This is a genomic window from Paraglaciecola hydrolytica, from assembly GCF_001565895.1.
Taxonomy (GTDB): domain Bacteria; phylum Pseudomonadota; class Gammaproteobacteria; order Enterobacterales; family Alteromonadaceae; genus Paraglaciecola; species Paraglaciecola hydrolytica.
Genome location: NZ_LSNE01000007.1, coordinates 110,911 through 132,029, shown reverse-complemented (window position 1 = coordinate 132,029; position 21,119 = coordinate 110,911). Strand labels below are relative to the sequence as shown.

The 21,119-nt window shown below is 43.0% G+C and carries 18 protein-coding genes; 4 read left to right on the top strand and 14 right to left on the bottom strand.

Annotated features, from left to right (window positions below):
• Window positions 1-122 precede the first annotated feature (122 nt).
• The 11 genes from AX660_RS14365 to ccmA all read right to left on the bottom strand — a co-directional run bounded on the left by AX660_RS14365 (window position 123) and on the right by ccmA (window position 9,522).
• Window positions 123-1,574, bottom strand: a complete 1,452-nt coding sequence (locus AX660_RS14365) for a capsule assembly Wzi family protein (protein ID WP_157884341.1) — start codon at window positions 1,572-1,574, stop codon at window positions 123-125.
• Window positions 1,575-1,648: 74 nt separating this feature from the next.
• Window positions 1,649-2,371, bottom strand: coding sequence for an MlaA family lipoprotein (locus tag AX660_RS14360; protein ID WP_082768946.1), 723 nt, complete (start codon window positions 2,369-2,371; stop codon window positions 1,649-1,651).
• Window positions 2,372-2,409: 38 nt separating this feature from the next.
• The gene (gene ccmI, locus AX660_RS14355; protein WP_082768923.1) at window positions 2,410-3,657 is read right to left on the bottom strand and encodes a c-type cytochrome biogenesis protein CcmI; all 1,248 of its coding nucleotides are present in this window, start codon (window positions 3,655-3,657) and stop codon (window positions 2,410-2,412) included.
• Window positions 3,657-4,109 carry a cytochrome c-type biogenesis protein gene (locus AX660_RS14350; RefSeq protein ID WP_068378160.1) on the bottom strand — a complete coding sequence of 151 codons (453 nt, stop codon included), beginning with the start codon at window positions 4,107-4,109 and terminating at the stop codon, window positions 3,657-3,659. Before AX660_RS14350 ends, ccmI begins: the two co-directional genes overlap by 1 nt.
• Window positions 4,106-4,681, bottom strand: a complete 576-nt coding sequence (locus tag AX660_RS14345; protein WP_068378159.1) for a redoxin family protein — start codon at window positions 4,679-4,681, stop codon at window positions 4,106-4,108. Before AX660_RS14345 ends, AX660_RS14350 begins: the two co-directional genes overlap by 4 nt.
• A complete protein-coding gene (locus AX660_RS14340; RefSeq protein WP_068378157.1) occupies window positions 4,678-6,672 on the bottom strand; it encodes a heme lyase CcmF/NrfE family subunit in 1,995 nt (664 codons plus the stop codon). The genes AX660_RS14345 and AX660_RS14340 overlap by 4 nt, the downstream gene beginning before the upstream one ends.
• 11 nt (window positions 6,673-6,683) lie before the next feature.
• Entirely contained in the window at window positions 6,684-7,169 is a 486-nt protein-coding gene (gene ccmE, locus AX660_RS14335) for a cytochrome c maturation protein CcmE (protein WP_068378155.1), read from the bottom strand.
• Between the two features lie 19 nt (window positions 7,170-7,188).
• Entirely contained in the window at window positions 7,189-7,395 is a 207-nt protein-coding gene (gene ccmD, locus AX660_RS14330) for a heme exporter protein CcmD (protein WP_068378153.1), read from the bottom strand.
• Window positions 7,395-8,183, bottom strand: coding sequence for a heme ABC transporter permease (locus tag AX660_RS14325; RefSeq protein ID WP_068378151.1), 789 nt, complete (start codon window positions 8,181-8,183; stop codon window positions 7,395-7,397). The genes ccmD and AX660_RS14325 overlap by 1 nt, the downstream gene beginning before the upstream one ends.
• On the bottom strand, window positions 8,183-8,848 hold the full coding sequence (gene ccmB, locus AX660_RS14320) for a heme exporter protein CcmB (RefSeq protein WP_068378149.1): 666 nt from the start codon (window positions 8,846-8,848) through the stop codon (window positions 8,183-8,185). The genes AX660_RS14325 and ccmB overlap by 1 nt, the downstream gene beginning before the upstream one ends.
• Complete coding sequence (ccmA, locus tag AX660_RS14315) at window positions 8,848-9,522, bottom strand: cytochrome c biogenesis heme-transporting ATPase CcmA (protein WP_407669391.1); 675 nt, start codon at window positions 9,520-9,522, stop codon at window positions 8,848-8,850. Before ccmA ends, ccmB begins: the two co-directional genes overlap by 1 nt.
• A 158-nt stretch (window positions 9,523-9,680) precedes the next feature.
• Here ccmA and fliK point away from each other — a divergent pair, with 158 nt between their 5' ends.
• From fliK to AX660_RS14295, 4 genes are all read left to right on the top strand, one after another.
• Window positions 9,681-12,089 carry a flagellar hook-length control protein FliK gene (gene fliK / locus AX660_RS14310; RefSeq protein WP_082768922.1) on the top strand — a complete coding sequence of 803 codons (2,409 nt, stop codon included), beginning with the start codon at window positions 9,681-9,683 and terminating at the stop codon, window positions 12,087-12,089.
• Window positions 12,090-12,222: 133 nt separating this feature from the next.
• Complete coding sequence (locus tag AX660_RS14305; protein WP_068378147.1) at window positions 12,223-12,540, top strand: EscU/YscU/HrcU family type III secretion system export apparatus switch protein; 318 nt, start codon at window positions 12,223-12,225, stop codon at window positions 12,538-12,540.
• Window positions 12,541-12,694: 154 nt separating this feature from the next.
• Window positions 12,695-13,312 (top strand): hypothetical protein, encoded by a 618-nt coding sequence (locus tag AX660_RS14300; protein WP_068378145.1) that lies wholly within the window; start codon window positions 12,695-12,697, stop codon window positions 13,310-13,312.
• A gap of 60 nt (window positions 13,313-13,372) precedes the next feature.
• Window positions 13,373-17,587, top strand: a complete 4,215-nt coding sequence (locus AX660_RS14295) for a thrombospondin type 3 repeat-containing protein (RefSeq protein ID WP_068378143.1) — start codon at window positions 13,373-13,375, stop codon at window positions 17,585-17,587.
• A 363-nt stretch (window positions 17,588-17,950) separates the two neighbouring features.
• Here AX660_RS14295 and recA read toward each other — a convergent pair whose 3' ends face one another.
• From recA to AX660_RS14275, 3 genes are all read right to left on the bottom strand, one after another.
• The gene (recA, locus tag AX660_RS14290) at window positions 17,951-18,985 is read right to left on the bottom strand and encodes a recombinase RecA (protein WP_068378141.1); all 1,035 of its coding nucleotides are present in this window, start codon (window positions 18,983-18,985) and stop codon (window positions 17,951-17,953) included.
• 267 nt (window positions 18,986-19,252) lie between these two features.
• Window positions 19,253-20,398: a lactonase family protein gene (locus tag AX660_RS14280; RefSeq protein ID WP_068378138.1), complete on the bottom strand. Its 1,146-nt coding sequence runs from the start codon at window positions 20,396-20,398 to the stop codon at window positions 19,253-19,255.
• 192 nt (window positions 20,399-20,590) lie between these two features.
• Window positions 20,591-21,088, bottom strand: coding sequence for a CinA family protein (locus AX660_RS14275; RefSeq protein ID WP_068378135.1), 498 nt, complete (start codon window positions 21,086-21,088; stop codon window positions 20,591-20,593).
• Between the last annotated feature and the right edge of the window lie 31 nt (window positions 21,089-21,119).

The following is a 21,119-nucleotide window of genomic DNA, read 5'->3' as shown; positions in this document are numbered from 1 at the left end:
TTTCTAGTTTCTAGTTTCTAGTTTCTAGTTTCTAGTTTCTAGTTTCTAAAACATATTCAAGATTACAGTCGACTCCTACAAGAAATATTCACATTTTTGTAGGGGCTGCTTTAGCTACGAAACTAATTGATGGCGTATTTAAACTGGGTGTATAGCAGTTTATTAATGGCAGTATCGCCATTATCAAACTTACTTTGCTCTATCTGGGCGCCCACTTTAATTCGCCATTTTCCTAAACTAGTTTGATAAAAACCTGCAAGTTGATGTACCTTTTCAGCCTTGTCTACAACCACTGGAGAAGGCATTTGCAAATCAGGATTTAAGTCCAGAGCTTTTAGTGATAACTGCAGTATATCTCCATCTACATAGTGTTTAACCACGCCAATACTCTGCATTTCTGCATCACTATCAAAGGTACTGCCAATAGCTCTATTATGATAACGAAGGCCGGACTGATATACATTATCCTCATAAACACAGTTTGTAGCTGCTGAATGACTTTCACTACAGGTCATAGTTGTATCACTGGATTCTAAATAAACTCGGTATCCTTTGAAATAAGTAGCTATTCCAAACAAATTGGCCTTTTGCGCATCACGAGTTTCAGCAAACAATTGTCCATAAATACTGAGTGGCACAGTAGCCAATTTAAAACTGTATTTAAAATCTACAGCAGCAACATGATTGCCTTTAATTGCTTTTTTATTTCCCTGACAAGACTCTTCTTGATTGGCACATTCAGAACCTAAACTCACCACATCCCACAAATCATTTAGTCCATTTCCTTGCCCTTCTCCACCCCACATAGTTAACCACGAAGCACCAATTTCTAATTCTGCTACTGGTTTAAAGTTAAAACGAGTCATCAACAGCTTGGCGTCAGCAATAAACCTATCACTTTCAAGTTGACCTAACTGAGTCGTAAAATACCAAGGACCTAAAAAACTCAACCAAGAATCTTTTGACTTACTTGCCTGAGCACGTGACAAAGCAATAGCAGGGATGGGGCGTGCATTATTTGACATGATCAAACTGCTAGAGGTTGCGGGCCCCCACCATTGATCGATAGAGCCTAAACGTAAATTCCAGTCACCAAATTGATAAGCAACAAAGCTATGATCTAAATTTTTCTCTCCGCCCGGCAGATAATTAATTGCAAGATTGGCGGCCCAACGGCCCGCATATAACTCCGTATCAAATCTTAACTTTGCTTGAGTGGCTAAATTGTCATCCAGCGCGGTAAAACGACTTTTGTCTGTCGCCCCATAAAGCGTAATAAAGGTGCGTTTTTTTTCATTTTTTAACTGAGTTAAATAGTGCTTTAAACGTTGCAAGGCAATGACAGCAACAGGCTCTAAATCACTTTCATTTAAGCGTTCAAGTTGTTCTGCGATGCCTTTCCAAGGAACCGGAAAACTTGTTGTTACTGCGTCTATATAACCCCATTCAGTCAGTGTTTGTAAATCATGCTGTAACTGAGGTTCAATTGTGCCAATCCACGGGGACGCATGGCTATTTGGTACGGATACCAACAAATAACCCAGTGTAAGTAACAGGCTAGTTCGCTTCAACACGACAATTCCCTTTTACCGCTAACGCTAAATTTATAGCAAATATTAAGCTGGTTACTAGCAACTAATAGCTGCATTTATAAGCCTTCCAAATACGCATCGATATCATCGTCTAAAGCATCTTGTTCTTTAGTCTGTTCAACTTTGCCGTCTTTCACTTTATATTCTAAATTTTGGAAATAAGCACTTTTAACAAAACTATAAGGATCACTGGATGAATCAAGTTGTTGTTCTTGTTGGATTAAAGCTGCTCGTGCCTCTAAAGCTTTGATGCCGGAGCGTAGTACCGTGAAATAGATATTCAGGCTATCTAAGGGGCCATAGGCACTATCTACATATGTACCAACACCGCTGCGAGGATCGTTAGGGCCAAGTCCAGGTACCATTAAATAAGGGCCCGTACCTATACCCCAAGCTCCCAATACTTCACCAAACTCTTCATCTTCACGTTTTAAGCCAATCTCAGTGGCTACATCTATCGAGCCTAACAAACCAACCGTTGAGTTAAGTAAAAAACGCCCTAAGCTGACAAAAGTGCCACTTAATTTACCTTGCAGTAGATTATTTACGGTATTGGAGGGCTCTTCTAAATTGAGCGCCATATTAAGTAAACCAGTGCGTGCAAATTGTGGCATATAGTCGGCATAGACTACTGCTGTGGGGCGCAATATATAGGCATCCAGTACATCATAGTTAAAATCCCACATCTGGCGGTTAACCGACTCGAAGGGATCTTTAGGATCGTTATATTGTTTAGCTTGCTCTTCAACCCCCTGTTGGGATGCACAGCCTCCTAGCATAAGTAAGCTTAAGCCCAATAACAGCGATAACCTTCTATTCACATTATTTCCTTATTAATCAAAATTGTTTGTTGGCTAAGATCATCGACTTGTAAATCAACCAACACTTCACCTTGTAATTCGCCTTGAGCTTGCGCCACGTTTTCATCACGAGAAATACGTGCCACCAATTTAACCTTGGATAAACTCGACAGTGTATAATTAGCCATCATGGCGTTATCGTCTGATAGTTCAACTGTGAAGGGAAACTGTCCTAGTGGCAGCTTAACCACAGCAGCAGGCATTCTGACTTGGCCACTCGCATCTTGCGCAAATACAAACACCACGCCATTTTCGGGTAATTGCTGACGTAAAGCTGTATCTAATTGTACGTTTATGGTGATCCTGATTTTATTACTCAGCACGTTAGTCGTTTCGGTAGATGCAGATAAATCGCCCCCATTTATGTTTTTCAGCTCGTCGATTTTTTGCTGCACCATAGAATAATTGGGATCACTCACTGGCAAGCCAGCTTGTATACGTTGCCAATAGCCCTGCGCCGAAACGTTATCGCCCAACTCAGTACTCACCACGGCTAATGTTGCTAAGGCATTCGTATTATCTGGTTCAAACTTAAGCACTTGTTGCAATGCTCGTTTGGCCTGACGTATTTCTGATTCACTGCCTATCAGGATTAAAGCTTGAGCATAACTGAGTAAGGCGCCAACGCTATCAGGATTAAGCTGAATAGATTTTTCGAAGGCATCTTTGGCGGTTTGTGGTTGATTAAGTGCGCCCCACACTCGGCCAAGCAACATCCAGCCCACTGCGTTATCCGGCTCTTGATGTAATCTGGTGCGTAAACCTAAGGCAAAATCCTGCAAATCCTGAGTATTAATATCTTCTTTATTATTTATGCTTTTGCCCAATTCAGGTAAACGTGTAATGGCATCATCCCAAGCATGCAACTGGCTAAGGCTATTCGTTTTAAAATACACCGTTCCTGCCACGGCCACAGCCAACAGCAAACCAAGTAGCAAAATCCACACAGTTGCTTGCTGAGCGGGTACATTATCTTGTACCTCGTCTAGCAGGGCCAATTTGAGTTCATTTTCAGCCTGTTGACGATCACTGGCACTGAGCAAACCTTGCTCTTGTTCTACCGCTAGTTCTGATAAACGCAACTTAACTAAACGTGTATTAGTCAGCACATCTTGTTGATTCTTTTTGCTACGGTGTAACCATGGCAAGCTGATAAGCAACAGCGCCAAGATCACTAATACACTGGCACCACCGAGATAAACCATCACTTGTCACGCTCCAATAACTCATTAATTTTTTGTTGCTGTTGCGCATCCAAACTAACACTGACCTTTTTGCGACTCATCACCAAAGCCGCTAGCGCAAGCACGATAAACAATGCAGGCAACAACCATAACCAGATAGTCATGCTATTTACCGGTGGCTGATAATAAACAAAGTCGCCATAACGCTGTTTCATATAACTAATCACCTGATCTTTGTCGTTGCCGGCCAAGACCAGTTCATGCACTTTACGTTTCAAATCTGCGGCAATCATGGCATCAGAATCAGCCAAATTCTGGTTTTGGCATTTAGGGCAACGCAGCTCTTTGCTTAACTCCATAAACAAACTGCGTTGTTGGGCATTTTCAAAGGGATATTTTTCTTCGGTTGCCACACTCGTAAATGCGAGTTGCAGCCCAAGCAATAAACACACTAAGCGGCTCATAGCTTTCATTGTTCGGCCACCAACTCTTGATAAAGCACTTCGAATTTGTTTTTCCACACTCGCGGATTAAGATCGCCAATATGATGTAAACGAATACGCCCATGTTGATCGATTAAAAAGGTTTCAGGCGCGCCTGTTACGCCTAAATCCAGCGATAAATCACGTTTTACATCAAAGATATTAAAGGCATAGGGATTACCCAATTGACTGAGTTTTTGTGTGACTTCTTGTTGCACGCGAGAGACTGTTTTTATGCCAAAATCCGGATCGATGTCTTGATCGTAATACAGCCCAACGATGTGTTTACCCTCTTGTTGCAACTGGGTCAGATAAGGCAATTCGATGGCACAAGTAATACACCATACGCCCCATACATTGAGCAAAGTCACCTTGCCGTTAAATACCTCAGCGCTATATTGGCGCTCAGTCTGCATCAAATCTGGCAAACTAAAAGCTGGCATAGTATGTTCAAGCAAGCTGGATTTATGCGCTCTAGGATCAGAAAACAAACCCTGATACAAAAACACCAAAAGCCCAACAAATGCCACTAAGGGTAATAAAAATAAAATATACTTTTTCACTGACGGGCCCCCGCTAACTCAGGCATAAGCTCTGGATTACTCGCTAACTTAGCCATACGATAACGCCTATCACAAATAGATAATAAACCACCAAACGCCATGATAAAGGCACCGGCCCAAATCCAATTGATAAAAGGTTTAACGTAAATTCGAATTGCCCAATCACCATTTTCGAGTTGCTCACCGATAGCCACAAACAAATCTCGGGTAATACCCGAATCAATACCGGCTTCGGTCATGCTATTACGTTGTACGGGGTAAAAACGTTTTTCGGCCACTAATTGAGTAACCAAGCCACCCTGTTTAAACACCTCAAACTCTGCATGTTCCGCGGTGTAATTTGGCCCTTGAGCCTCAGTGACACTATTCAGCACAAATTCGTAACCTTGCACCTCTGCTTTATCGCCAATTGCCATACGCACGTTGCTCTCAATACCATAAGCACTCACCAAACTAATGCCGATCAAGGTGACTGCAAAACCCAAATGTCCGCTAACCATGCCCCAATGACTGGGGGATAGTTTTTGCAAACTTTGCGTTAGCGACAAATGATTATTCAAGCGCAAGGGCTCAATCCTTTGCAATACCTCAAGTACCGTCGTCACCACAATCCAGCCACTTAATAATATTCCCAGCACTGCCATGTAAGACATTTGTTCAAAATTGAAATTGATCAATAAGGCGGCGCTCAAGCTCAAACCAAAGGCCAACAGCAGTTGTTTATACAAGGCTTGAGGATTTTGATTTTTCCAGCGTGATAAAGGTCCCAAGCCCATAAAAAAGACAAAAGGCACGATTAAAAAGGTAAACATTTGATCAAAAAACGGAGCTCCGATGGATATCGAACCTAAGCCAATCTCTTTGTGTACTAAAGGCAACAAAGTACCAAGTAATACGACTAAGGTGGCGGCAGTCAAAAACACATTGTTGCCCATCAATAAGACTTCACGAGACATTAACTCATAACGTCCCGACCCGCGTAATAGTGAACCTCGCCACGCAAACAGGGCAAGTGAGCCACCAATGATGATCACCAGCAAACCTAAGATAAACAAACCACGACTTGGATCACTGGCAAAAGAATGCACTGATACTAAGATGCCCGAGCGTACTAAAAAGGTACCCAGCAAACTGAGTGAAAAGGCCGCGATAGCTAATAATACCGTCCACGCTTTAAACACTTTACGTTTTTCGGTCACCGCTAGACTATGTACTAAAGCGGTGCCGGCTAACCATGGCATAAAGGCGGCGTTTTCTACCGGATCCCAAAACCACCAACCGCCCCAACCTAATTCGTAATAGGCCCACCAGCTACCTAGTGCTACACCGACCGTTAAAAACGACCATGCCGCTAATGTCCAAGGGCGCGACCAACGAGCCCACGTTGAATCTAACTGTCCTGAAATCAAGGCCGCTAAGGCAAAGGCAAAAGCCACCGAAAAACCTACATAGCCCATGTACAACATGGGCGGATGAATGATCATGCCAAAGTCTTGTAACAGGGGATTTAAATCACGACCATCTATCGGAAAAAACGGCAATAAACGCTCAAAGGGGTTAGAAGTCAGTAACATAAACAAATAAAAGCCACAGCCCACAGCGCCCAATATAGCTAGTACTCGAGCAACCATTTTGATTGGAATCGCTTTACTGAATAAGGCAACAGCCACCGTCCAAATCGAAAAAATCATCACCCATAATAAAAACGAACCTTCGTGACCGCCCCAAACCGCAGTGATTTTGTAATAAATCGGTAAGGTGGAATTTGAGGTATTAGCCACATAGGCCACGGTAAAGTCGTCGTTTAAAAATGACTGAGTCAAACAGCCATAGGCAAAGGCGGTAAATACAAACATGCCAATAGCGAGGGGTTTAGCCATGGCCATCAACTGCGGGTGTTCTTTGTATGCACCCCACATGGGATAAATCGCCAGCAACAACGACATTAACAGCGCCATCACCAGCGCTAAATTACCTAATTCAGCCAACATACTAACTTACCTTATTCACTGGTTTTTGGAGTGCCATAAGCGGCTTCGCTGGGTTTAATATGTTTAATACCCTTCATTTTTTCTGCCAAATCCGGCGGCATATATTCTTCATCATGTTTGGCTAATACTTCATGAGCTTCAATATGATTACTCTCGGTCAAAACTCCCGTCGCCACTATGCCCTGGCCTTCGCGAAATAAGTCCGGCAATATGCCGTGGTAACTTACTGTCACAATCGGACCGATATCAACCAAATCAAAACTTACCGCGAGGGTTGATTGGTCGCGCAGCACACTGCCCGGCACTACCATACCGCCTATGCGTAAACGCTGGCCGATGGCCGGTTTTTTACCGTTTTTACCTTCAAAAATTTCTGAGGGGGTATAAAACAAATCAATGCTTTGGGTTAAGGCATAGAGCATCAAACCGATGGCAGCGCCTACCACTAAAACAATGGCCGACACGGCAAATAAACGTTTTTTTCGTCTGGGTTGCATAATTATATTCTGCTGTTAATTAAGGGGAAACGAGTGACGTACTGGCTTTTTTGATGCGCTGCTGGCGTTTTTGTTCAGCCTGTACTTTTGCCAACAGACCTTTTTTAGTCCACCACGACTCCAGCCACAACACCGCCACACTCAATAAACCTAAACCAAAGGCCAACCATACATACAGGCCATAACCACCCATATTCCAAAAATCACTCATCGTTTCAAAGTGCATTACTGAGCCTGCTCTGGTTTAGGTGAATTGTTATCGCCAGTATTGACGTCTTGAACCTGCGAAACCATAGCAAGTACCCAAGGACGCTTGATTTCGCGGCGGATAATTTCGTTTTGTAAACGCAGTAAAAAGATCGCCCCACTAACTAAGGCCCAGCTGACAATTGCCAGTAACAAGGGCCATAACATCTCGGGTGGCATTGAAGGTTTATCCATCTTCAGGATGGTTGCACCTTGATGCAGGGTATTCCACCACTCAACCGAATAATGGATGATGGGCAGGTTGATTACCCCGACGATAGCCATCACACCAGCGGCTTTACCCGCTTGTTGTTGATCATCAAAGGATTTGTAAAGCGACATCACGCCAAAAAACAAAAACAATAAAATCAATTGTGACGTCAAGCGTGCATCCCATTCCCACCACGTACCCCACATGGGTTTGCCCCATACTGCGCCAGTGATAAGCGAGACAAAAGTAACCATAGCACCAATGGGTGCTAAGGCTATCATCGCCATAAAGGCCGTTTTAACCTGCCAGACTAAACCTATAAAGGCCGCAATCGCCATGCTGCTGTAGAGCATCTTTGACAAGATCGCGCTAGGCACATGGATGTAGATAATGCGAAACGCATCACTTTGCTGGTAATCGGCAGGGGCAAAAGCCAAACCCCACACTGTCGCGACAATCAGGGTAAACAGGCCGAAGACACTAAACCAAGGTAATAACGTTTGACATAGCTGGTAGCTTTTTTCGGTTTTAGCGTAAGGATGTAACCACTTCCACATCAGTTTTGACTCACTCTTAAAGCATAGGCTGTGGCAAAAGGCGCCAAAGCAAGGGCAAACAACAACATAGCGCCAATAATCGCCAGTTGTGCATTATATGGCAAGCTTAATGCCGCTGCATCCACTGCCGATGTGGCAAAAATAAGTAAGGGAATAAATATCGGCACCAATAATAAGGCGAGTAATACACCACCGCGATTTAAACCAACAGTCAGTGCCACCGCGATGGCACCCAGCAAACTCAATAAGGGTGTACCGAGTATCAGTGTTGCCAACAAAGCCCAATACATGGCTTCGTTCAAGTGTAAAAACAATGCTAACAGGGGGGATAAAATCAGTAGAGGTAAGATGCTGGTTAACCAATGGGTGGTCACTTTTACTAAGGCCACAAGTGGTAAAGCACTGCCTGATAACAACAATTGCTCCAGCGATCCATCCTGAAAATCATCACGAAACAAACGTTCTAGCCCCATTAATGACGATAAAATCGCCGCCACCCAAATAACCCCAGGACCAATCATTTGCAAAGTTGCAGGGTTGGGCCCTACCCCTAAAGGAAACAAACTCACCACCAGCATAAAAAAGATCAGAGGCTGTATTAATTCTGCACGCTGATGAAAAGCCAGGGTCAAATCACGTTTGAACAAAGCCCATAAAGGAGTCATTAAATGCGATACTCCAACACTAATTCTTGTTTAGGATAATCCAGTTCTAAGTCCTGATGGGAAGTCATCACTACTGCCCCACCGCTGCGTAAAAAATCCGCAATTTTATTCATTAATAAACTAATGCCACTAGTATCTAAGGCCGTGAAGGGCTCATCCAATATCCATAAACACGCGCTACTCTTAAACCATAAACGGGCTAAGGCCACACGCCGTTGTTGCCCTGCAGATAAATGCCCAATGGGTAGCTCTTCTAAACCCACTAACTGCAATTCAGCCAGTGTTTGGTAAATTTGTTCAATACTTACGTTCTGCTCATGCTGTTTACACCAAAAATCAAGATTTTCAATGGCACTTAAACGCAAATTCAGCCCGGCTTTATGGCCAAAATAAACTAATTGATGATGAAATGAACTGCTAACGCTGTGGATAGCTTGTTGCTTAAAATTGACTTCTCCGCTTTCGCTATCAAGCAAGCCACACAAGACTCTCAACAAACTAGTTTTACCCGCGCCATTAGGCCCTTTGACATATAACAAGCCACCCTGCTCAACTGAAAAATTAAGCTTATCAAACAATAACCTATCGCTTTTAACTACCGACAAATCATGGGCGCTCAGTACAACCAAAGTATCCCTCAAAATATGAAAAAATAAACGCGCGGATAATAGCATAATGACCTGATGATACCTAACAGAGCTGTTAAGTTTCTGGCGGATTTGACCACACAATTTGTAACAGGAAATTGTCTAAGGACTCATTGGCACAAAATAAGAGATAGATCCTGCTCAGCGCTACTGCTAATGTTTAATCGAACTAAGCAATCTGACTTTTGGCCGATAACGCTGTTATGACAGAGATCCCACTCAATACTAATTTTCAGCTCACCCAAGCGCTAAGCCAATTGAGCCAAGCCGCGCCCAATTCAGATGTGGCGCGCCAAGCAATTGAGGTTATTGTTAAACAGTTAGAAGGCAACTTAATTAGTTTAAACCCAACAAATAGCGCCCAAATAAAAGCTGCCTTATTACCCAATACCAATTTACAAGGCCAGCTCAATAATGGTCAGCGTTATCAGGTACAAGTTAATACCCAACCAAGCCCACAATTACAGTTTTTCAGCACGGGTGCCAGTAGTAATGTCAGCACAATTCCCATACCGGAATCCTTAGCACAGCTATTACTAAAATTACCCGCCCAACAGTTAAATCAACTCATCAGTGCGGCCTTACCACAGTTAAAGTCGACAAATGTTGGCTTAAGTCCACATGCTTTGGTGACATTAGCCGCCACACTCGTTGAAAAAAATAATCAATCCTTGAGCCTCAACTTTGAGTCACTAAAATTGAGTCTGCCACTTAATCTAGCGGCAACAAGTTTAAGCGCCAATCAAACATTGGCTTTGGTCGCTGGTGATAAAGTCACGGTTGAAGTTAGCGCCAAAGGCAAAGATTGGCAACTTAATATTGTTAAACTGAACCAACCTGACGTAACCCTTGCTAAAGCTGAACATGCCAAAAATGCTGACCAAGTCATTTTGAGCAATCGAGTGCCTCAGGCCTTAAGCCATGTTTTGTCGGTCAACACTCTAGATAAGCCCGCCAGTATAACAATTCAAGAAAACCGCCAAAGCGATAAATTGTTGGCCAATGGGCAGCCAATCCAATCTCTCAAGTTAAATCTAAGCACAGAGCAAGCCGCGCCACTTATCAAAGGTTTACTGGGTGAACAAGCTACTCGCCAAACTGTCGAATTAGCCATACCGCTTAAAACCCTAATAAGTCAGTTAGTGCAAAACAATACCCAAGCTAATCAAGAAATTTTAAATAAACTGCTAGGTTTGGTGCCTGATAAAGTCAGTTTGCAAATTAAACCTTCTGGTGAAGCGGCCTTACTGATCCAACACCCAAAACTGGTGGCCAACCTCCCCCTTAGTGCCCCCCAAATTGACAGTTTAAAACCCTTAAAAATTACCGGCCTCGATAGTCTAAAAATCGACCATTTATTGCATAAAAACAATGCAGAAACTGTTAAACCCACGCAAGTCTCTAACCAGGTTTTGTTGAGTACAAATGAAGCTGGCGCCAAAGAAACTAAAACGCCATCAGGCACCACATCAGACCTCGTTGCACCCAAAGTGACTGGCGATAAAAGTCCACTGCCTGTGAGTGAAAACAACAAACCCGTTGAACAAATTAAATCAACGGCAAATCCTTTATTAGATAACAAGGCCTTGTTACAACTTATCGAAAATAATCCCAGTATTAAAAGCCTGATCACCCCACAACTTTTAAACGATAAAACACAACAAACTGAGTTATTACAAAACTTGTTACGGGTCTCGTTACCTAAAGCAGAGCTAGCCAGTACAGTATTAAACAATATTAATAAAATCCTCAGTGATCCGGCTAACCTAAAAGGCTTTGCTGAAGCGGGAACCCAAAATTGGTTGAAACAAATCAGTCAGGAATTAACTCAAACCCTACCTCAGGGCAAAGAACAAGATGCTAGTCAGATCAAACAGCTATTAACAGCGCCAATGCTTTCAACGTCGAGTGTGCAACTTGTCGCACCACCTGCCAGCCAAGGTTTGCTCAGTGGCTTGATTACCTTGTTGCAAGTCTCACTTGCCGCACGTTTAATGCGTAATCAACCCAGTCAGGCCGAGCGCATCGCACAGATATTACCTTCGTTATTTAACGACAGTAGTAAAACGGCCAGTCCAGCAAACCCGGTGCGCACCATGCAAGACTTTGCGCAATTAGAACAACGGCAACAGCTGATGCGTGAAATTGGGCGCTTGTTGTCTGAACACCAAAGCAATAAATTGAGCAATGCCGACAAATTGTTGCAAGGCCAAGAGACTTTTTATTACAACTTACCTACGGCTTTTGGCGGGGTATTTAAGAATATTGAACTGCTGATCAAACGCGAAGAACACAAAGAAAAACAGGCCGAACAACAAATAGATAGTCCACAAAGTTGGCAACTCACCTTGAAGTTAAGTGTTGGTGAATTAGGAGAACTACTGAGTAAAGCAAGACTACGGCCGGATGAGCTAGAAATCGATTTTTATGCCTCTAACGATGGGGTACTTAAACAACTCATGAATTTTTTGCCTTTGTTAAAAAGACGTTTAGTGTCCTTGGGTATTGAGGTCACAAAAAGCCAGTGCCAATTGGGTAAAATCCCAGAGAGTCTCGATCAGCGTAGTTATCATATATTCAAGGCTAAAGCATGATCACGATCCCCTTCATTGTTGTACTTACTTCGGTTATATCCCCTTATCATTGGAATGACATGGCGGCAAATGAATGCAGCCAACATGCCTGCAGTTTCAAGGATACTGGGCATAACGGATAATGGAGAGTTAGATGGATAAAGAACCCAAAAATAAAAGTGCAGTAGCCCTTAAATACCAACAAGGTGATGAATCTTCAACACCTACAGTGGTAGCCAAAGGTTTTGGTGACTTAGCCCAAGAAATCATCGACATCGCCAAACAAAGTGGAGTGTTAGTTCATGAAGATCCCTACTTAAGTGATTTTTTAGCCACCTTAGACTTAGGCCAAGAAATTCCTGAACAGCTTTATCACGTTATCGCCGAACTGATTGCCTTCTCTTATGTGCTACAAGGCAAATTTCCAGCAAGTTGGGCCAAACAATTTGGCAAAATCTCACAACAAGCTTAAGGGCAGTAACAAGAGACGGCTACGAATCGCAAGTAAAAGCAATAGAGGAATTAATCAGCTCATTCTGTTTGTTTTAGTGAAGCAAGGCATTGTTGGTTTAATACTTGCAAAAATCTATCTAATGATAGGTGCAGTTATTTTAAGATAGGAATTTATGATGATTATTAACAGTTTGATTGGGCAAAAAGTGGCTTTTAGGGGGCAAATTGCCTCCGCTCTTCTAACAATTTTGTCTTTATTAACGTTTTCTTTGCCAACACACGCCTTAGAAATGGGCGTCAGCGCTCACCAAGGTAGCGAATATGAAACCCAAGGCTACTCGATATTTGTTGCCGATAATTTCTCTCGTAAAAGTCCTTTTTATTGGAGTTTAGGTTTCAGTCGCTATGATGAAGTATATGTAGAGTGGAATAACAGCACCTTAAAGTTCCCTATACATAGCGCTGAAGCATCCTTATCTTATCGTCATCAATTCAACTCACGAAATCCTACGATGAGACGTTTTGTAATGGAATACCAAATAGGTGCTGCGGCTTCATTAACCGACAACAAGTTTACTTGGGCCGACCTTGGTGAAGAAAAATATTTTTCTGAAACGGGCGACATCAACGGATTTTTAGCCATTTCAGGCCACTATAAATTGACCCAGAACCTCTCTGCGTTTGCGGGAGTAAAACATTTTCCAAAAATGTCAGAGTTTGGCAACCTGAGTTCCGTATTTTTGGGCATCACGATTAATTTCAGCTCCAGCCCAACGTATTATGGTAATTAGTTCCTGCACAAAAGAGTGAAGAGTAAAACGTCGTAAATAGCTCAGGAGTGGGTATTGTTAATGTTTAAAATTAAATCAACCAGCAGCGCCACACATGGGCGCCGTTGGCTAAAACTGCAGCTTATTGGTTTTCCACTGATTGCCATGTTTGGTTTAGCGTGGCCACACCCGAGTTATGCTCAAGTACATACTTGTCCAGGCCCACCACCTTTAACTACCATAGATACTGATGGTGATGGTTACGACGACAGTATCGACCTATTCCCCAATGATCCCATTCGTCATTATGACTATGATTTAGATGGCATCAGTAACTATGATGACAACGACGACGACGGTGACGGCGTACTGGATATAAACGACAACAATTGGGATGCCGATCCTGTCATCAACGTTTATGATCCTTTCCCTGAAGATCCCCGCGAATGGCTAGATACCGATAAAGATTGTTTAGGCAATAATGCTGACTTGGATGATGACAACGATGGCGTTGCTGATACCAACGATCCCTTCCCTTTAAATAAATTTGAATGGCAAGACACTGACAGTGATGGCATAGGTGATAACGCTGACTCTGATGACGATAACGATAAAGTCATCGACCTTTACGATGCTTTCCCAAAAGATCCTAACGAACAATTAGATACCGATAATGATGGCATAGGTAACAATGCCGATCCCGACGATGACAACGACGGCATTTTAGACGTTGATGATGCCTTTCCCTTACTGGCGTCAGAAACCTTAGACTCCGACAACGATGGCATTGGTGACAATGCTGATCCAGATAGAGATGGCGATGGCATTGTCGACATCAACGATGTTTGGCCAGATGATCCCACAGAATGGTTTGATAATGACGGAGACATGATTGGTGATAATGCCGACACCGATGATGACAACGATGGTTTTGCTGATGGTGTGGATGCCTTTAGAACTAACCCTGCTGAACACTTAGACACAGATGGTGATGGCATAGGCAACAACGCCGATAGCGATGATGATGGTGATGGTGTAACTGACGCAAACGACGCATTCCCACTCGATAAAAACGAGTGGTTAGACACTGATGGCGACGGCATTGGTAACAAAGCCGATACCGACGATGACGGCGATGGTGTGGCAGACGGTATAGATGCCTTCCCACTCGACAAAACAGAATGGCTAGACACTGATGGCGATGGCATTGGTAATAATGCCGACACTGACGATGATGGTGACGGTGTACCTGATCTCAATGATCCCGATCCTCTGGACATGGCCGAAAATACTGACACAGACGGGGATGGCATTGGCAACAATGCCGACCCTGATGACGATGGTGATGGGGTAGACGATGGTCTGGATGCCTTTCCACTCAATAAAAATGAATGGGAAGATACTGACGGTGATGGTTTAGGTAATAACTTTGGTGATGCCGATGATGATAATGACGGCATTGCCGACGTTAACGATGCGTTTCCTTTAGATAGTTCAGAATGGCTTGATACCGATGGTGACGGCATAGGCAACAATGCTGATACCGATGATGATGGCGATGGTGTACCAGATAGCGAAGATGCCTTTAGGTTAAATGCGAGTGAATCGAAGGACACAGACGGTGACGGTGTCGGTAACAACGCTGACAGTGATGACGACAATGATTCGTTTATCGATAGCGCAGATGCATTTCCACTCGATGTTTTTGAATGGTTAGATACCGATGGCGATGGCATTGGTAACAACGCAGATCAAGACGACGACAATGATGGTGTGGATGACGCGCTAGATATCTTTCCTTTAAACAAAGCGGAATGGTTAGATACCGATGCCGATGGTATTGGCAACAATGCCGACAGCGATGACGATAATGATGGCACTATTGATAGTGATGATGCCTTCCCACTAGACGTATCAGAGTGGCTTGACACTGATCTGGATGGTATCGGTAACAATTTGGATACCGACGATGATAACGATGGTGTATTAGATAATGTCGATGCATTTCCCTTAAATAAAGCAGAATGGTTAGATACCGACGGTGATGGTATTGGTAACAATGCTGACAGTGACGATGACAATGATGGCGTAATAGATATCGACGATGCCTTTCCACTCGACCCCGTTGAAACAACAGATACCGATGGTGATGGTTTAGGTAATGTTATTGATAACGATGACGATGGTGATGGTTTTGTCGATTCGGCCGAACCTTTTCCATTAGACAAAAACGAATGGCTAGATACCGACAAAGACGGTATCGGCAATAATGCAGATGTAGATGATGATAATGATGGTGTTTTTGATATCGATGACGCATTCCCACTTGATCCAAAAGAATGGTTAGATACCGATAACGATGGCATAGGTAACAATACCGATACCGATGATGACGGTGACGGAGTATTGGATTATCTAGATGATCTGCCTTTAGACGAAACAGAAACCCTAGATAGTGATAAAGACGGTGTAGGTAACAACACTGATCTTGATGACGACAATGACGGCATGAGTGACCAATTTGAAAATACTTATGGTTTTGATCCTTTAGATCCTGCCGATGCCCTGCTCGACAGTGATTCAGATGGCGTAACTAACGGTGATGAAGCACAAGATAATAAAAACCCTTTGATTGATGATTACCCGCCAAAAATTAAGGTGCCCCAAGCATTACATTTAAATGCCGAACATATTTTCACTACGTTAACTAAAGCTGCGTTGGTGGCTGCCACCAGCATTTCGGCAGACGATGGTTTAGATGGGAAAAATTGTTGTAGCCTAACCCCACTGGGATTTGAATCTGGTGATCAGGTGCTCAAGTCAGGTCTGTATCCCATTACTTGGCGAGCGATAGATAAAGCAGGCAATATCGCAGATATAAAACAAACGATTAACCTCTATCCCTTAGTTAATTTTGAGCCAGACCAAATAGTGGCAGAAGGTGGCACCGCCACAGTTAAAATTGTTTTATCGGGCCAAGCGCCGCGTTATCCCTTTAACATTCCTTTTGCCGTAGTAGGCGATGTAGATAAGCTGGACTACAGCATTATTGGCGACAATTTTGTGGTGTTCGAAAGTGGTACCGTGGCTTACATCAAAATAAAACTAAACGAAGATTATCAAGTAGAAGGTGATGAAGAGCTTATCCTTGAATTTGGCGATGGATTAAATGAAGGCTCACAGCCAACCCATACCATCACCATCACGGAACAAAACCTAGCACCTCGTTTAGCCGTGAATGTGACTCAACAAGGTCTGGCCTTATCAAATGTAGCCAAAGACGATGGTGATATTGTACTGAGTTTACAAATTGATGATCCCAATCCAAATGACACTCATATTATTGAGTGGAATATCCCAAATGCTTACCAGGCGCAAGTGAGTGCCAACCAATTGGTTGCAGTGATCAATCCTAACAAACTTACCTTGCCATCATCTAATCGAGATATTCTGTCTTTGTCGGTAAAAGTGACAGACAGCGGTTCAGGCGCCTTGAGTAATACCGAGGTAGTTAACATTGCGCTATTAGCGACACAACCTAGCTTAACCAACAGCGATGTCGATCGTGATGGTTTAAGCGATATACAAGAGGGTTTTGCCGATGACGACTCTGATGGTTTGCCAGCATTTATGGATATTTCAGATGTCACCTACATCCAACCATTACATGTTAATTCTGCTGTCACCAAGTTTGTTGAGACAGAACCTGGCTTAGTACTCAAATTAGGTAAATACGCTAGGTTGCAACAATCAGACGGTGTGATGTTGTCAGAACAAGAAATTAAAGCAACGGGACTCATTACAGCTGATACGATTAGCCACCAAAATGAGTATTACGACTTTGAAATTAGTGACATTTTGCCGGTAGGAAACTCCGTCGCCATTGTATTGCCCTTACAGCAGACCATTCCTGAATTTGCCACCTACCGAAAATTTAGCAAGGCACATGGTTGGCAAGACTTTGTAGAAAATGCCAATAACAGCCTAGCCTCAACCACAGCCGTCAACTCTGTATGCCCAGCGCCAAGCAGTACAGCCTATAAAGTAGGCCTGACTAAAGGTGACGATTGTGTACGCTTGATGATTCAAGACGGCGGCCCCAATGATGCCGATGGCATAGCTAACGGTACTATTGATGATCCGGGTGGCATAGCGGTTAAATCGACCAAAGAAATAGTTAAAAACATTGATCCAGTCACCAGCTCGAGTGGCGGCGCATTAAACCTGAGTCTGGCATTGTTATTACTTTTATTAGGCTGGCGTGGTTTTATGGCTTATGCAAAGAGCAGTGACTAGCAAATAGAAACTAGTGAATAGTAAAAGATTTAAAGCAAAAGCCATTTACCACAGAAGACACAGAGAAAGCGGATGAAAAACGGAAAGATAAAAAACTATTTCACCCGCTCTTCACCTCGTAAAATTCGCGTGAATACAGTAGAGTGATGCTGCCAGTATCTTTTTAGCTTAACAATTAATCGTTTTGTTTTTCTCCGTGAGCGTAGCGCTCTGTGTTCTCTGTGGTGAGAAGCTTTTGGCTTTTGGCTGTTAACTAGTATCTAGCTACTAGTCATTATTTACTGCTTTATTCTGCTTTTACTGCTAAAAAAAAGCCCCACAAATGTGGGGCAAATACAGCTTAACGCTTAAATACTTACTTAATTACAGCACATCTGCCACAGCGGCTGGGGCTTCAGGTTTGATGGTTTTAGATAACAATAAGGCTTCGCGCAAACGCTTTTCGATATCAGCAGCCATCGCGGTATTTTCTTTCAAATACTTGACCACATTCGCTTTACCTTGACCAATACGTTCTCCGTTGTAGCTGTACCAGGCACCGGCTTTTTCGACCATTTTTTGCTGTACACCTAAATCAATAAGCTCGGCTTCTTTACAAATGCCTTGGCCGTACATAATTTGGAACTCAGCTTGTTTAAAGGGTGGGGCGACTTTATTTTTGACCACCTTAACTCGGGTTTCACTGCCTACAATTTCTTCACCTTCTTTGATCGCGCCAATACGGCGAATATCCAAACGCACAGAAGCATAAAACTTAAGTGCATTACCACCGGTGGTGGTTTCAGGTGAACCAAACATCACACCAATTTTCATACGAATTTGGTTGATAAAGATCACCAAGGTATTAGAACGTTTGATATTAGCAGTCAGCTTACGCAAGGCTTGTGACATCAAACGAGCTTGTAAACCCATGTGTGAGTCACCCATGTCGCCTTCGATTTCCGCTTTTGGCGTTAATGCCGCAACCGAGTCAATAACCACTACGTCTACTGCGCCTGAGCGTACTAACATGTCACAAATTTCTAGGGCTTGTTCGCCAGTATCAGGTTGCGAAACTAATAATTCGTCAATATTAACCCCTAAGGCTTTAGCATAAATAGGGTCAAGAGCGTGTTCAGCATCAACAAAAGCGCAGGTTTTACCGGCTTTTTGTGCTTCAGCGATAACTTGTAAAGTTAAGGTCGTTTTACCAGAAGATTCTGGACCGTAAATTTCGACTACACGGCCGCAAGGTAAACCGCCAATGCCTAAGGCAATGTCGATGGTCAAAGAGCCAGTAGAAATAGTATCTATATCTAATGCATTATTATCGCCCAAACGCATAATGGCGCCTTTACCAAATTGTTTTTCAATTTGCCCTAGGGCGGCGGTAAGTGCTTTGTTTTTATTGTCATCCATAGAATGTCCTTAGTGCGTTTGTATTGTCAGTAGCCTTAGCTTTTGACGGATTAACTCAGATAATGGCCGCAGTATACTGTATGGTTATACAGTTGCAAATGAAATATGAAATTAAATCAGACTTGGTTTCAAAATTTTATAGTTGTTACACTGTTATGCGTTTATCTGAGCCAGATAGGTATAGCCAAATTATTTACTCAAGTCAAAAAGGGGTAATCTTGTTGTTGCGGCGCAGATTACCCGCCAGTGTTTTGTGTAAAGTGCTAACTATAACTGACTGATATAAGTAGGTTGAGAGATGGCGATTTTGCTGTCAGTACTGCTCAACAATCCACTTTTGTTATCCCGTTTCAGCACTGTGATTTCGCTTGATAACTGATTAGCCACCAATAAAAACTCACCATCGTTAGAGATCACAAAGTCTCTTGGCCAGTTACCTGCGGTAGTGTAATCCTGCAAAAACTCTAATTTACCTTTTGCTACAATTGCAAACACAGATATAGAGTTGCTGCCACGATTGGCCACATACAAAAAATCCTCAGCAGGTGATAACTTGACTGCTGATACATAGCTTTCTCCAGTAAATTCCTCCGTTAAAGCGGACAATCTTTGGACTTCAGTTAGCTCACCAGTACTTGAATCTTGTTGCACTACCACAAGTGCATTTGACAACTCGTTAACTATGTAAGCAAAGCCTTGTTTTACACTAAAAATCATGTGGCGTGGGCCATCACCAGCTTGCAATTTAAACGCTACTTTTGCCCGTAATAAAGCTTCACCGTCGAGCTCATAGACCTTAACTTCATCTAAACCTAAATCGACTGAATAGATAAACTTACCATCTGGCGACCAATCAACCCAATGCATGTGTGGCGCTTCTTGACGTTCATGAGCACCCTGCCCTTGACTTTGATGGCGAGCAAATTCACGCAAGCTGGTCTCTTGTGAACTAATACCTTCAATTTTAAATAAACGAATATCGCCCGAACTATAATTGGCGACTGTCAACATAGTGCCATCGGGGCTAATACTTATATGACAGGGGTTATCACCCAAATCACTGAGTTTTGAGGCCAGCGACAAGGCATTGTGCTTATCTTGCCAATTGAAAACACTCACACCGCCCTTTTCGGTTTCATTAACCGCAAAAATGGTTTGATTGTCTGCGCTCAAAGCTAAATACGAGGGATTAACGGTATTGGCTAAAGTCGTCAAGCCTGACAAAGCACCACTTTGAGGATCAAGCTGGATACGATAAATGCTTGGCTCATTTTCTTTAGCATAAGAGCCAACAATAAATTCACTCATTTTAGTCTCTGGGTTAACTGGCGTTTTATCACAAGCACTTAATAAACCTGACAATATTGCCAATAAAAGGTAAGAAGCAGAGCGTAATTTTTTACTAAAGTGCATTGTTAATTCCCATTTCAAATAATCCATATTGTTCGACGTGTTGATGAAAAGTTAGTGCCGTATTTTGCGGTGCAAAAAGGTACGTTAGCCAGCCCTAAAAGTCAAAGTCATTACGTCTATACCCTTATAACTGCAGCGGCTGGTTTACTCTCACTCCCCCAATCAATGAGTAGAGGTTCGTCATTCAAAGTCCTATACTTGTTTGCTACCCTCTATTAAGCGCAACACTCGAGACAACGCAAATTCAATTGCTTTAATACGTACTTGCTGGCGACCACCTTTAAATAGCTGGGTAACGCAGTGGGTTTGCCCATCAATAAAAAAACCAAACCATACAGTGCCTACCGGTTTATCCGGTGTGCCACCATCCGGGCCTGCAATGCCACTCACCGAAATCGCCACCTCAGCACCCGCGGTTTTTGCTGCACCTTGCGCCATTGCTGCGACGGTTTGTTCGGACACCGCACCAAAGTTGGCGAGGGTTTGTACACTTACTCCCAGCAGTTGTTGTTTAGCTTCGTTTGAATACGTTATAAAACCTTGTTTGAACCAGCTTGAACTTCCAGAAATGGAAGTGATAGCGTATCCTAACCCACCTCCGGTGCAGGACTCAGCACAGCTGATAGTCCAGTTTCTGGTCACAAGCTTTTGGCCTAACAATTGGGCGAGTAACTCTATATCTGGGGTCATCAAAAGCGCCTTTAAAAGTGTGTGTTTGACC

Coding starts and splice junctions, on each gene's coding strand:
- AX660_RS14360 (WP_082768946.1), bottom strand. CDS start 2,371: ATGCTAGGAGGCTGTGCATCCCAACAGGGGGTTGAAGAGCAAGCTAAA.
- ccmI (WP_082768923.1), bottom strand. CDS start 3,657: ATGGTTTATCTCGGTGGTGCCAGTGTATTAGTGATCTTGGCGCTGTTG.
- AX660_RS14350 (WP_068378160.1), bottom strand. CDS start 4,109: ATGAAAGCTATGAGCCGCTTAGTGTGTTTATTGCTTGGGCTGCAACTC.
- AX660_RS14340 (WP_068378157.1), bottom strand. CDS start 6,672: ATGTTGGCTGAATTAGGTAATTTAGCGCTGGTGATGGCGCTGTTAATG.
- ccmE (WP_068378155.1), bottom strand. CDS start 7,169: ATGCAACCCAGACGAAAAAAACGTTTATTTGCCGTGTCGGCCATTGTT.
- ccmD (WP_068378153.1), bottom strand. CDS start 7,395: ATGCACTTTGAAACGATGAGTGATTTTTGGAATATGGGTGGTTATGGC.
- AX660_RS14325 (WP_068378151.1), bottom strand. CDS start 8,183: ATGTGGAAGTGGTTACATCCTTACGCTAAAACCGAAAAAAGCTACCAG.
- ccmB (WP_068378149.1), bottom strand. CDS start 8,848: ATGACTCCTTTATGGGCTTTGTTCAAACGTGATTTGACCCTGGCTTTT.
- ccmA (WP_407669391.1), bottom strand. CDS start 9,522: ATGCTATTATCCGCGCGTTTATTTTTTCATATTTTGAGGGATACTTTG.
- AX660_RS14305 (WP_068378147.1), top strand. CDS start 12,223: ATGGATAAAGAACCCAAAAATAAAAGTGCAGTAGCCCTTAAATACCAA.
- AX660_RS14300 (WP_068378145.1), top strand. CDS start 12,695: ATGATGATTATTAACAGTTTGATTGGGCAAAAAGTGGCTTTTAGGGGG.
- AX660_RS14295 (WP_068378143.1), top strand. CDS start 13,373: ATGTTTAAAATTAAATCAACCAGCAGCGCCACACATGGGCGCCGTTGG.
- recA (WP_068378141.1), bottom strand. CDS start 18,985: ATGGATGACAATAAAAACAAAGCACTTACCGCCGCCCTAGGGCAAATT.
- AX660_RS14280 (WP_068378138.1), bottom strand. CDS start 20,398: ATGCACTTTAGTAAAAAATTACGCTCTGCTTCTTACCTTTTATTGGCA.
- AX660_RS14275 (WP_068378135.1), bottom strand. CDS start 21,088: ATGACCCCAGATATAGAGTTACTCGCCCAATTGTTAGGCCAAAAGCTT.